Below are 11,854 nucleotides of genomic sequence, written 5' to 3' on the forward strand. Positions count from 1 at the left end.
CCGTTCTTTCATGTCCACGGCCGCACCCGTACCTCTGTCCAGATGATCACCCGCGCCGCACACCTCGAACGAAATCCGGTTTGCCACAACGCACTCAGCCTGGAGAACCCGGGCTGGTGTAGCCGAGTTTGGAGACGTCGGCGGCGCGGGTGCCGGCGGGTTGCAGGTCCGCCCACGGGTGCAGCGCGGCACCGGTGGACTGAGGAATGGTCCGCTGTGGGGAATCCGGCTGGGCGGGGGTGGGCTTGAGCGCGTCCTCGTTGAGCATGCGCAGGACGGCTTCGGGTCCGTGGTCGCGGCGGGCGGTGGCGAGGGCGTCCAGGTCCCAGACCATCGAGCCGACGATGGTGTTGCGGGGGCCGCGCCGCTGCACGGTGCCGCGGACGAGCAGCAGACCGGAGTGGAACACGGTGTGGGCACAGGCCTCGTGGGAGTCCTCGAAGAACGCCAGGTCGACCATGCCGGAGCCGTCCTCGAGCGTCACGAAGATCACCCGCTTTCCGGAGCGGATGGGCGGGTTCTGGGTGGAGGCCCGCACACCGGCGACCAGCACTGTGACGAGGCTTTTTAGTTGGCACAAAAGCGGGATAGTTGGCACCGTACCGAGGGTGCGGACCGGAGGGTAGCGGGCCTGGCTTGCAGACTGTCTGAGGCGGCTGACCTGCTGGTTCCTCAGGGCTGGTGAGGTTCGGGCGTGCTGCGCTTTCGTGTCTCCTACTCGATGATCGTGCGTACGGAGACGCGGAGGGGCAGATTCTGGTGGCAGGGAGTCCCGAGTCGTGTCGAGTCTCAGGCGTCCGCGTTAGCAGAGCTGCTCGCTGCTTCGTCCCCCAGCGTGAGGCCTATGATCCTCACGCTGAGGTCAGCCCCGGACAGGATTTCGTCGATGCGGACCTGGAGGCTGGCCTCACCTGGGAGCACAACCACCCCGGTGAGTCAATCGAGGATCAACTACGCTGAGGCGGCCTGCTCAGCCGCTTCAGTGCCGCGGCCGCCCTGCCGCAGCAGATGCAGTCCGTGCTCAGCGACGTCGTCCAGGCCCTCCTGCTGCCCGGAACGGTCGGCAGTGCCCTCGGGCACGGCACCGGCGCCCTCGTCCGAGCGCTGCGCGAACGGCGGCAGTCCGTACGCGCCCTCGCCGTTCGCCCCGGGGCGTCGGCGGATGACCTGCCACCGAACCCCGGTGTGCCCCGCTCCTACGGATACATGGCGCCGCGCAGGTGCGCAGCAAGTACCCCGATCTCGAGGCTGCCTGTCTGTGGCGAGGCAACGGGCCGGTCGCAGGCGGTAGCGAGGACGTCGGAGTACGTTTCGAGGCGGCGCAGCAGCTCGCGATTGCCGCCCTTGCGGTTGGCTGGGGTGCGGAGCTGGTTGATCGATGCGACCAGGCGCTGGGTGCTGCAGCCCGATTCCCTCAGGGCGCCGAGCACGGGGCTGTGAAGGTGATCGCCCTGGGTGACATGAGTCCAGATCAGCACGGTCGCGGTGTCACGGGTGGGGGAGGTGACACCCTGGCCGAACTGCTCGAGATCGCGGCGGAGTTCGGCCCAGTCGCCAGCCGGGACCTGCCAGGACGAAAGAAGCTCCCGGCGTCGCCCGTAGTGAACACGATCCGTGCCGCAGTCCAATTGGCTGGCTACACTGTCGACGGCCCGCTCAAAGTCCGGCCACAGATCCCGTGAATTCAACTCCTGCCTGATGACTTTGAGGGACTGCTGCGCGGTGTTCCACGGGATGCGGAGAGTCTTGGCGCAATCGGGCCAGGTGCCACCGCCACTCATTTCCGCGAGCTTGAGCGCCGAAACGCGCCGCAGGTGCCGCACCTTCCAGTCGGTGTGGTGCGCCCACCGGGACAACAGTTCGCCGAAGGGACCGGAGAGCCACACGTACGGCAGGAGAGCGGGCACATGGTCGATTCCGAAGTGGCTCTGACGCGAGGGAATGCGCTGCCGCGCGTGCCGGTGGACACCGGCACGGTAGAACCCCTGGGAATGACGCAGCAGGGCACGTGCCACCGCAGGGGAGATGTCCATGCGTCGCAAAGAGGCGCCGATGTTGGCGGGATTGCGGCTGAACGTGGACGCAGCGAGCGGCCGGACGCGATCGGTGATCCCGGCGTCATCGCGTTCTTCGTGACCGAGGAGGGTGTTGGCGGCAACGAGCAGCGCCGCGCACTCGGTTGGGTCCTCGGGGGCATCCCAGGCGATTGGCATGCGTCCGTCGGGCTCAGGGGCGTGGCGGCGAGCGGCAGCAGTGGAAACGTGGCGGTCGATCAGGTCAGCCAGCGACGTCGAGGATGCGTATTGCGCACCGTCTGGCCAGCTGAGCCGGATCAGATGTGCAGCGACGATGAGCTCCCGCCCGCCGCGTGCTTCCGGGCCGACTCGGACCTAGCGTGCCCGACGGGTCGGCACAGTCCCTGCGACTCTCCCGGCTACGCTCGCGCGGGAGCGCCCCGCGGCGCGTGGCTGCGGGGCGCCTTGTGGGGTTTAGTCGATCTGCTCCCCGTTGTGCGTACCGCCCTTGCAGAGGTTGTCCGTCAGATCGGGCGTTCCGCCGCCCTGCTTGCACTCAGAAGGGGTGACGTAGGATGGAGCACCCTGTGCGGCGGCGGTGGCGGTGGCGGCGCCTGTGAGGCCGAGTCCGGCGAGGGCTGCCGTGGCGATGACGGCGGCGAGGATTCGTCGAATGCGCATTTGGTTCCCCTTTCACGGATTGCCTCGGTTGGGGCACTAGTCAGTTTCTCACCCATGTGGGTGGCACGTCATGTTGGGCCAGTCGGGTGACAGTGCTGTCGGGTGCGGGGTCGGTGACGCGACCCGTCGGACAGGCCCTAGAACGAAGAGACCACCCCGGCCGGATGGGTGGTCTCTTCGTTGTTCCGGAGGGGGCAGCGTCCGCAACCGGCCCAATGCTAAGAGCCGTGTTGACCTGAGGAAACGCGCCCTTACAAGCTGTCTCAATTGGCTGGGCCAGGAGGAGTCCGACACCGCGCTTGATCAGGGACCTGCTCCCGGACAGACTGCTCTCCATGAGATCAGTGGGCATGGCCATCAGGGCGCAGGTCGGGAACCGGCGATGAGTGCCGACCTGCCCTTTTTCGTTATCACCCAGACCCCCTCGCAAGTGGGTCCGTCCGGGCGGCCCCCGAGACGTGCGCCTGCTGCAAGCGCAACACGGGCTGGATCTACGCGGCCACCTTCTACACCGCCCAGGACGTCAGCGGACGATTCTGTCCATGGTGCATCGCAGACGGGAGCGCTGCTGAACGCTTCGCGGGTGAATTCACCGACTCCTACGGACTCGACGGTGTCAGCGAGGACGTTTTGCATGAGGTCACCCGCCGCACCCCTGGCTTCCACGCCTGGCAGGATCCGCGCTTGCTCGTCCATTGCCAGGACGCGGCCGCCTTCGTAGGCGAAGTCGGGTACACCGAGCTGGCGGCGCATCCCGAAGCCCTCGACCAGCTGCGGGCCGACATGCGCATTGCTGGCCTTGCGTTCGTAGCGGCGGTGGAGACGTCGGCATCCGGCGAGCCAGGCCATGGTGCGTTCGACGGTCCAGCGGTGCTTGCCCAGCCGTTCGCTGGAGACTGTGCCCTTGCGGGCGATCCGAGGCGTGATTCCGCGGCTGCGTAACCATCGTCGCAAGTGGTTGTAGTCGTAGCCGACGGCTCGAACGAGGCGGACGGCAGCTGCTGCCAGGTGCAGCCTGACGTGGCCATGAACACGATCGCAGCCAGCACCTCCCGGTCACCATGCCGACGCCGGCCTCCGCCTTGCGGTCGGGTCGGCGACTCCGGTACCACCCGCTGGAACAACTCCCACAGCACATCCGGCACCAGCCGCTCAACGGTCACCGCAGAAACTTGGCGAACATGCCCAACGAGATGGCCTGTTAGGTGAACGAGGTCGAGGTGCGCCCATGCCGGCTCACCTTTGGCGACAACGGGCAATGAGCCGCTAGCCCTCGGCACTGAGCAACTGCGGCATGAGCCGACGCAGCGCAGTCGCACGCTGATGGACCCGCTTGACCATGGCCTGCCGGGTCAGGGTCGAGCCGGGAATTTCTCTGCGGGTCCGGAAAGCCGGTGTCGTCAACCCAGAACGCGACACCGGCCTCGGACACACCCGTCCGTAGTCGTTTCACAGGGACGTCGCTTGGTCCGCGGCTGGTCCGGGGCGGATGCACTCAAAACTCAATCAGTGACGGAAGCTGTCGCGCTGATCGTGGATGGTGACTTCTGTGTCGGGTTGCCTGAAGCGCAAGGGGCCTCCAGGCAACCGACTTCGGACTCTAGAAGAACCCAAGTTTCTTGGGGCTGTAGGAACAAAGAATGTTCTTCGTCTGCTGGCTGTAAAACGGCTTCGCCCACGCTGACCAGCGAAAACGGCGGTCGGTGCGGCTCCTTGGGCGGGGCTGGTCCGGAAATGGTCCGGATCTTGGGACGCTGGGGAGGGGCGCTGCCGTCGACGCCTGCCTCGGGGGCCGCCGTACCCGCGACATCGCCCGCGCCCACAGCGTCCCGGTCCGGTGTGGCGACATGCTGGAGACCGGCATAGGCCGCGCCGCCCTCGCGGCCCTGCCGGGCTTCGCTCTCCCCGGCGACACCTTGGCCTCCCATCGGCGCTCGCCGTGAAGTGCCACCGCAGTGGCGGCCCAGCACCTCGCGGGGAAGCGAAGGCCGGCCGCCTCCCCGGCCGAGCCGCGCCCGGCGGTGTGCAGGGGACAGGCCGGGCGGGACGCTGGGCCGTCCGGTCCATCTGGTCGGCCGGACGGGCCGGCTACCGCGCTTCGCACAATCGCAGTTGATCGGCGCGGCCGCCCCCCGGGTGCCCAGGACAGGCGGGGGAGAGGATGCGACGCTGGAGTGAGGAGCCCGCGAGTGGAGGTCCGAGTGCGTCTCATCCGGTCCGGGGCCCTCTCCTTCGGCCTGGCGACCATGTCCCGGTGCCGCTCAATGGATGCGACGCAGAATCGTGCGGTCAGTCTGTGAGCCCGCCAGCCGGGGGCACCACTCACCGAGCGTCGCCAAGCGGCCTTACCGCGTGGATCCGGCCCGCCGGGACCAGGACCGCGCGACCAACCCGGAAGGCAGGTGCGTCCCATGCGCACGTCGACCCGTATCGCCGGTGCCCTCACCGGCCTGACCCTCACCCTCGGCTGTGCGGTCCTCGCCGCTCCCGCGGTCCGGGCGGACATCCCCGCCTGCACACGGATGGCCGAACTGGCCGGTGCCACCGCTTCCGACTCCGTCACAGCGGCCTGCAGCCGTGGCGTGGTCGGAGACCTGCAGGGTTGTGTGACCGGGCTGACCGGGGCCGGAGTGGCGGGCGGCGCCGCGACCGCTGCCTGCCGGGCGGCGGCCCACGAACCGCGTTAGAGGACCGCGCGGGGCAGCCGCCCGCCGGCACCGGTCGGAGGCAGGTACGGCCCGTCTCCTTCTCAACCCCCGGCCTGCCCGGACACAACGCGGCCCCGGTGGGCAGTCTCGACGCCAGGGACATCGACGTCGCCCCGCTCCTACCGACGCGCACGCGGCGTACCGATGCGGCCGGTCGAGGTCGGTGATGTCATGCCTCTCCGGCGCCGGGCAGTCACCGCCCGGGCGCGGCGCCCAGCCTCGCCTCGCGGGCCTCATGCGGAGCGCCCATGCTGAGTAAGAGGGCGCCATCGTCTTGAGACTTGTCCTTCCTGAAGGCCGAACGAAGGCGCCTGAGAGGAGGAGGAAGTCATGCGCATACGAAGAATCCTGGGCCTCGCCCTGGCCGCGGCAACCCTTGTCGGCGTGAGCGCCGTCGGCGCTGTCAGCGCCGGGGCCGCCTCGTCTCCGAACATCTCCAGAGACGACTGCACGGCCGCCGGCGGACAGATCGTTTCAGGCGGCTACGCCGGCTACGTCTGCGCGCTGCCTGACGGGACCACGCAGAGGATCACTTGACCGGTCGGCGCACGGCTGGGCAACCAGTCCGGCCGGTGCACCCGGCGTGGTGCGTACAGGGTGACGGCACCCGGTCCACCGTCGGGTGGATCGCCCGCGCCCGTCTCGACACCGCGGCACTCGCGATGGTGGACGCCGACCGTCTCGAAGCCAAGGCCGTCACCGCTTCGAGACGGTCCGCGCCGTCCTGAACACCGCGCTCGCCGCCGTCCTGAACGGCCTTGGCCATGTCGTCATACAGTGACCGACGAGGTCGTTCGCATTTCCTAGTGCCGCATCAGGCAACGTTCGCCCTGTCGGGTGGTCTGCGACGATGGGCTACATGGACGAGGAAGTCATTCCCATTCTTCGCGTCGAGGACGCTGCGGCGGCGGTTGCGTGGTACGAGCGACTGGGTTTCGCCAAGCAGTGGGAACACCGCTTCGAACCGGGACTTCCCGCGTTCGTCGAGGTCGCCCGGGGCGGGGTGCGGTTGTTCTTGTCGGAGCACAAGGGCGACGCCCGCCCCGACACGTTGGTCTACCTCCGCATTCGTGATGTCGAGGCCATCGCTTCCGAGTTCGGTGTGCAGGCGCACGACGCTTCGTGGGCGCGTGAGATTGAGCTGCGTGACCCTGACGGCAACCGGCTCCGGATCGGCACGCCGACGGAATGACACTCGCTGGCAGCGCGCGGCAGGGAAGCTGTGCTGGTGGCTGAGCGAGTACGCGTCCGGGAGATCGATGACGACGAGGGGCGGCGCCTGCTGCGGATCATCCGTAGACGCAGCGGGTCGGTGGTGACCTGGCGGCGGGCCCAGATGGTGCTGTTGTCCGCGCAGGGCATGACTGTGGCGAAGATCGCCGAGGTGACGTTCACCAGCGCGGACCGGGTCCGAGACGTGATCCACAACTTCAACGCCGACGGCTTCGACTCCCTCTACCTCAAGTACAAGGGCGGGAGGCCGAGATCGTTCACGCTGCCCGAGCGGCGCGAGATCAAGAAGATCGCCAAGTCCAAGCCGGCCGAGCACGGTCTGCCGTTCTCGACCTGGAGCCTGGCCAAGCTGGCTGACTTCCTGGTCGCCGAGGGGGTGGTCGACGACATCAGCCACGAGGGCCTTCGGGTCCTGCTCCGCGAGGAGGGCGTCTTCTTTCAACGCATAAAGACCTGGAAGACCTCCCGCGACCCCGACTACGCCGCCAAGAAGGCCCGCGTCGAACACCTCTACGCGATCGCCGACGGCGAGGTCATACCCGAGGACGGCGAACCCGAAGTCGTCTTATGCCTCGACGAGTTCGGCCCGCTCAACCTCCAGCCCCACCCCGGGCGGCAATGGGCGGAGCGCGGCGGACGGCACAAGGAACTTGACCGGGAGCCGAGGCCCCGCCGGCGGGCGACCTACACCCGTCCGCACGGGGTCAGGCACCTGTTTGCCGCCTTGGACCTGGGCAAGGACAAGCTCCACGGGCACATCAAGCCGAAGAAGAACCGGACGAGGTTCCTGGAGTTCTGCCGCTACCTGCGCAGCCTCTACCCGCGGACGATCCGTATCGCGATCGTGCTCGACAACTTCTCCCCGCACCTGAACACGAAGAAGGACTCCCGAGTCGGCGACTGGGCTGAGGCCAACAACGTCGAGTTCGCCTATACACCGACCAACCGCTCCTGGCTGAACCGCATCGAAGCCCAGTTCACCGCCCTCCGCTACTTCGCATTGGACGGGACGGACCACGCCAGCCACAAGCAACAGGCCGGCCTGATCCGCCGCTACATCATCTGGCGGAACAAGCATGCCGCCCACGAAGGCCTACGCGAGGTGGTCGACAGGGCGAACGTTGCCTGATGCGGCACTAGCTGTATTGATTTCGGATTTCCCAGCTGTATTGATCACGAGCGTTGTTGACACTCGGCAGGTCTTGAACAGGCGCAGAAGAACGAGCAGTCCCGCCGGCCTCCAGCCTGGATGTGCCGACGGTGATGGAGTCTTCCTTCTGGCGCGGGCGATGATCGCGCCGCTGTCAGCATTGAGGTGGCCCTTTGCCGATGCCCTGACTCATCCTCACCGTGGAAGAGGTCCAGCAGGTCATCCCGCTCCACCAACCCGTCTGAGCCAAGGCCGACCCCGCCGGCATCGCCAACCGGCACGCGGCCCACGGCCCTCTCCGGGGACCTACAAGACGGCGCCGTAACAGCACGACAAGGAGCCGACCGGCACGGTGCACCCGCCGGTCGGCTCCGCCGTGCTCCTCGACGACCCCCGGGATGACTCCGTCGTTCGGCCCATCAAGGGCACCGGCTGCAACGCCGAAAAGGACCAAGCGGAGTCGCCCCACCCTCGCGTTCCGGTACGCCTCCGCGCCCCAGGCCGCCCCGATGACGGCGGTCCCGTACCCCGGCCGACCGGCCCGGAGGAGATCCCGCATGCGCGTCTTCCTGCCCCTGACCGCCGTCACCACCGCCGCGCTCCTGCTCGTCACGGTCACCGGCGCAACTCCCGCCGCAGCAGACCGGAACCCCGACGGCACACCACTGGTCAAGGTGTCCCACGGCGACCCGTACGCGAAGTGCACCATCGGAGCGAGGTCCCCCGACAGCATCGTCTACCCGGCCACCGAGGTCGAGCCGTACCTGTCCGTCGATCCGCGCGACCCCAAGCGCGTGGTCACCGTGTTCCAGCAGGACCGCTGGAACGACGGCGGCGCCCGTGGCCTGGCGGCCAGCTGGACCACGGACGGCCACACCTTCCACCGGAGCACGCTGCCGTTCAGCCTGTGCGCCCCCGGCGGCGCGGACTACGAACGGGCCACCGACCCCTGGGTGAGCACCGGACCGGACGGCACGGTCTACGCCGGCGGGGAGGGCGTCGACTTCACGAAGAGCACGCGCAGCGCCCTCCTGACAGTCACGTCCCGCGACGGCGGCCGCACTTGGCAGAACCTCACCACCACGCACGTCGACGAGCAGCCGTTTTTCAACGACAAGCCCTCACTCACCGCCGACCCGATCCGCAAGGGCACCGCCTACCAGGTCTGGAACCGCCTCGACAACGACCCACCCGGCCCCAGCTCCCTCGACGGTCCCGGCTACATCTCCCTCACCCGCGACGGCGGCCGCACCTGGAGCAAGGCCCGGCCGTTCGTCGACACCAGCACCGTGCCCAACACCCAGACCATCGGCCATCTGATCGTCGCCGACCGGCGCACCGGCACCCTGTACGACTTCTTCGACCGGATCACCTACTCCGACGACCTGAGCACCGTCCTCGAAGCCCGCTACGAGGTGGTCACCTCGACCGACGCCGGAGAGACCTGGAGTGTCCCGGTCACCGTGGCCCGGGACACCTCCGTACCGGAGGTCGACCCGAACGACCCCACCAAGCTGCTGCGCGCCGCGGCCACCCTGCCGAGCCCGGCCGTCGACCCCAAGACAGGCACGCTGTACATGGCCTACGAGGGCTCGGACTTCTCCGGTGGAAAGTTCGACTCCGTCCAGCTTGTGCGGTCCACCGACGGCGGACGCACCTGGGGGACCCCGGAGCTGATCAGCCCCAAGGGCGTTCCGGCCTTCTCACCATCGATCGCGGTCACCGAGCGGGGCACGGTCGCGCTCACTTATTACGACCTGCGCTTCCTCAAGCCCGGCAACACCACCACCCTGCCCACCGCCTACCAACTGGCCACGCTGCAGCACGGAAACCCGAAGCGCCGGACCGAACGACGGATCTCGCGGGTCTTCGACTGGCTGCAGGCGCCGTTCGCCGGGGGCCACTTCCTCGGCGACTACCAAGGCCTGGCGGCAGACGGCAAGGGAGTACGGGCGGTGCTCACCGAGACCCACTCCGGCGCACCACAGAACCGTACGGACGTGTACACCAGCAGTCTCCGCACCCGCTGACCGACGCGGACGCCGTCGGCCGGCCCGACCGCCGACGGCTGCAGACTGTCAGAAGCGGGCCAGGGGTGAGAGGAACTGGGAGGAACAGAGTAAGACGACATCTCAATTGGTGGCTGATGGCGTAGATAGTCGCTGGCAGGCGAGCTGTGGGGACGGTTGAATGTCTTGGTGAGCGACTACTGGACACCCGCGCATCAAGCGGTCGAGCAGGAGGATGCAGAGGCCCTGGCCCAATTGCCGGCCGCTGGCTCCGATCCCGATGAGGTCTTCAGCGACATGACGCTGCTGACGCATGCGATCGACGTTGAAGGTGACAGTTCCCTGCAGAGCGGGCGGCCGTTGACTGTGCACACCACGGCCGTGTTGCTGGCCTTCGGGGCTGATCCGGAGCTCGCAGACCCAGACGGCCGCACCCCCATGGACATGGCCAATCGAAAGTCGCCGAGGCGGTCATGACTGTTGTCGCGTGGCTGGGTTCGGGCGGCGTTTGCTCTGGCGACGATTTCGCGTAGGGGTTTGTCCTGCGCATGCTTGTTCGCCGGATGATGTAGCGGTGGATCATGCTGCCGGGCTTTTTGTGACTGGTGTGGTCGGTGCCGTGGACTGGGCATGAACTCCGCGCGGACGCGTGTAGGTCGTCCGTTGTTTCGGCCTCGGCTCGCGGTCCGGGTCCTTGTGTCGGCCGCCGCGCTCGGCCCACTGTCGTCCGGGGTGGGGCTGGAGGTTGAGCGGCCCGAACTCGTCCATGCGGAAGATGGCGTCGGGTTGACATGCCTCGTGACCTGCGGTGTACCAAAGCGCCAACTAACTTGCTGATTCAGTGTCTCCGGTTGCTGGCGCTACTTGGCATCAGTGCGGGTCACAGACGTTGCCTAGGTGTATTGCCCGATGAGGTTGGGGACGCGGCTGGCGGGTGGTTTGCCTGCGAGCGCGGTGTGTCCGCGGTGGTGATTGTAGGTGTGCAGCCATTGCGGGAACGCTCCGCGGCGCTCGGTCTCTGAGTGGTAAGGGCGGGCGTAGGCCCACTCGTCGAGCAGGGTGCGGTTGAAGCGTTCGACCTTGCCATTGGTCTGGGGCCGGTAGGGCCGGGTGCGTTTGTGGGTGATCCCGGCCGCCGCCAGGGTGTCGCGCCAGTCGCGGGAGCGGTAGCAGGAGCCGTTGTCGGTCAGGACTCGTTCGACGGTGATGCCGCAGGCGGTGAAGAACGCTTGGGCGCGGGTCCAGAAGGCGGTGGCGGTCTCCTTCCTCTCGTCGGCGAGGATCTCGCTGTAGGCGAGGCGGGAGTGGTCGTCGACGGCGGTGTGGATGTAGCTGTAGCCGGCCCCGGAACGTGTCTTGCGGCCCGCTTGGCGGCCCAGGGTCTTGTGGCCGCCGCCGTCGGGGATGTTGCCGAGCTTCTTGATGTCCACGTGCACCAGCTCGCCCGGCCGCTCGCGTTCGTAGCGGCGGATAACACGGCCGGTGGCCCGGTCCAGGTGCGTCAGGCGGGCCAGGCTGAATCGGGTGAGCACGCGATGCACGGTCGAAGGGACCAGGCCCAGCAGGTGCGCGATGCGGGCCGGTCCCCACCGGCGCAGGAGCCGGACCTTGATGATCCGCCGCTCGGTTCGGGTGGGGGTGCGGCACGGGCTGGTACGGGGACGGCTGGAGCGGTCGGCCATGCCTGCCTCGCCGAGTTGCCGGTAGCGGTCGGCCCACCGCTGGGCGGTGGTGGGTGAGACCTGGAAGCGCTCGGCGGCCCGTCGCAGGGTCCAGCCGTCGTCGACGACGCAGCGGGCAAGCCTCAGGCGGCCGGTCTCGGTCAGGGGTGCATTACGGTGTGGCACGAGGGCCTTTCGTTGTCCGGTGGAGATGTCGCAATCCACACCGAACCCGGAAGGCCCTCACCCATTCAAGATCACTCCCCAGTGATCACCGTCACCAACCTCCGTGGACAGAACACCTAGGGCCTGTGTGAGGTCGTGATCAATCGGCTGCTCGCAAGAGATCTTCGAGCCAGATCATCGAGGCGCGGAGTTCGAGGCCGGCGAGGTAGCT

At 67.9% G+C, this 11,854-nt stretch carries 10 protein-coding genes and 6 pseudogenes; 8 read left to right on the plus strand and 8 right to left on the minus strand.

Going from position 1 to position 11,854, the window contains the following annotated elements:
* Positions 1-94 precede the first annotated feature (94 nt).
* The 4 genes and pseudogenes from ACWCP0_RS41360 to ACWCP0_RS41375 form a co-directional block, all read right to left on the minus strand.
* Positions 95-553: pseudogene (locus tag ACWCP0_RS41360) on the minus strand (OB-fold nucleic acid binding domain-containing protein); the annotation flags it as partial.
* A gap of 398 nt (positions 554-951) precedes the next feature.
* Positions 952-1,080 carry a hypothetical protein gene (locus ACWCP0_RS41365; protein WP_451083866.1) on the minus strand — a complete coding sequence of 43 codons (129 nt, stop codon included), beginning with the start codon at positions 1,078-1,080 and terminating at the stop codon, positions 952-954.
* Between the two features lie 116 nt (positions 1,081-1,196).
* On the minus strand, positions 1,197-2,213 hold the full coding sequence (locus ACWCP0_RS41370) for a hypothetical protein (RefSeq protein WP_451083867.1): 1,017 nt from the start codon (positions 2,211-2,213) through the stop codon (positions 1,197-1,199).
* Between the two features lie 276 nt (positions 2,214-2,489).
* Complete coding sequence (locus ACWCP0_RS41375; RefSeq protein ID WP_451083868.1) at positions 2,490-2,696, minus strand: hypothetical protein; 207 nt, start codon at positions 2,694-2,696, stop codon at positions 2,490-2,492.
* A gap of 462 nt (positions 2,697-3,158) precedes the next feature.
* Between ACWCP0_RS41375 and ACWCP0_RS41380 the strand changes: the two are divergent.
* A pseudogene (locus ACWCP0_RS41380) lies at positions 3,159-3,431 on the plus strand (CbrC family protein); the annotation flags it as partial.
* Between the two features lie 60 nt (positions 3,432-3,491).
* Here the strand turns inward: ACWCP0_RS41380 and ACWCP0_RS41385 are convergent.
* Positions 3,492-3,635 (minus strand): annotated as a pseudogene (locus tag ACWCP0_RS41385) (transposase); the annotation flags it as partial.
* A gap of 80 nt (positions 3,636-3,715) precedes the next feature.
* Positions 3,716-4,015 (minus strand): annotated as a pseudogene (locus ACWCP0_RS41390) (hypothetical protein); the annotation flags it as partial.
* Between the two features lie 465 nt (positions 4,016-4,480).
* Here ACWCP0_RS41390 and ACWCP0_RS41395 point away from each other — a divergent pair.
* The 7 genes and pseudogenes from ACWCP0_RS41395 to ACWCP0_RS41425 all read left to right on the plus strand — a co-directional run.
* A pseudogene (locus ACWCP0_RS41395) lies at positions 4,481-4,627 on the plus strand (o-succinylbenzoate synthase); the annotation flags it as partial.
* 480 nt (positions 4,628-5,107) lie between these two features.
* The gene (locus ACWCP0_RS41400) at positions 5,108-5,383 is read left to right on the plus strand and encodes a hypothetical protein (RefSeq protein WP_451083869.1); all 276 of its coding nucleotides are present in this window, start codon (positions 5,108-5,110) and stop codon (positions 5,381-5,383) included.
* A 351-nt stretch (positions 5,384-5,734) separates the two neighbouring features.
* A complete protein-coding gene (locus tag ACWCP0_RS41405) occupies positions 5,735-5,941 on the plus strand; it encodes a hypothetical protein (protein ID WP_451083870.1) in 207 nt (68 codons plus the stop codon).
* A 322-nt stretch (positions 5,942-6,263) separates the two neighbouring features.
* Positions 6,264-6,596, plus strand: coding sequence for a glyoxalase superfamily protein (locus ACWCP0_RS41410; RefSeq protein WP_451083871.1), 333 nt, complete (start codon positions 6,264-6,266; stop codon positions 6,594-6,596).
* A 36-nt stretch (positions 6,597-6,632) separates the two neighbouring features.
* Positions 6,633-7,766, plus strand: coding sequence for an IS630 family transposase (locus ACWCP0_RS41415; protein WP_451083872.1), 1,134 nt, complete (start codon positions 6,633-6,635; stop codon positions 7,764-7,766).
* A gap of 578 nt (positions 7,767-8,344) precedes the next feature.
* Positions 8,345-9,817, plus strand: a complete 1,473-nt coding sequence (locus ACWCP0_RS41420; RefSeq protein ID WP_451083873.1) for a sialidase family protein — start codon at positions 8,345-8,347, stop codon at positions 9,815-9,817.
* A 168-nt stretch (positions 9,818-9,985) separates the two neighbouring features.
* Positions 9,986-10,273, plus strand: a complete 288-nt coding sequence (locus tag ACWCP0_RS41425) for an ankyrin repeat domain-containing protein (RefSeq protein ID WP_451083874.1) — start codon at positions 9,986-9,988, stop codon at positions 10,271-10,273.
* 156 nt (positions 10,274-10,429) lie between these two features.
* On the opposite strand, the pseudogene ACWCP0_RS41430 reads toward ACWCP0_RS41425, so the two are convergent.
* Positions 10,430-10,585, minus strand: a pseudogene (locus tag ACWCP0_RS41430) (IS630 family transposase); the annotation flags it as partial.
* Positions 10,586-10,689: 104 nt separating this feature from the next.
* Positions 10,690-11,643: an IS481 family transposase gene (locus tag ACWCP0_RS41435; protein ID WP_451083875.1), complete on the minus strand. Its 954-nt coding sequence runs from the start codon at positions 11,641-11,643 to the stop codon at positions 10,690-10,692.
* Positions 11,644-11,854 lie beyond the last annotated feature (211 nt).

The sequence above is a fragment of the Streptomyces sp. NPDC001970 genome (assembly GCF_053594115.1).

What these genes read in the sequence shown, in the direction of transcription:
- ACWCP0_RS41370 (WP_451083867.1), bottom strand. Translation starts at nt 2,213, where the DNA reads ATGCCAATCGCCTGGGATGCCCCCGAGGACCCAACCGAGTGCGCGGCG.
- ACWCP0_RS41400 (WP_451083869.1), top strand. Translation starts at nt 5,108, where the DNA reads ATGCGCACGTCGACCCGTATCGCCGGTGCCCTCACCGGCCTGACCCTC.
- ACWCP0_RS41405 (WP_451083870.1), top strand. Translation starts at nt 5,735, where the DNA reads ATGCGCATACGAAGAATCCTGGGCCTCGCCCTGGCCGCGGCAACCCTT.
- ACWCP0_RS41420 (WP_451083873.1), top strand. Translation starts at nt 8,345, where the DNA reads ATGCGCGTCTTCCTGCCCCTGACCGCCGTCACCACCGCCGCGCTCCTG.
- ACWCP0_RS41375 (WP_451083868.1), bottom strand. Translation starts at nt 2,696, where the DNA reads ATGCGCATTCGACGAATCCTCGCCGCCGTCATCGCCACGGCAGCCCTC.
- ACWCP0_RS41410 (WP_451083871.1), top strand. Translation starts at nt 6,264, where the DNA reads ATGGACGAGGAAGTCATTCCCATTCTTCGCGTCGAGGACGCTGCGGCG.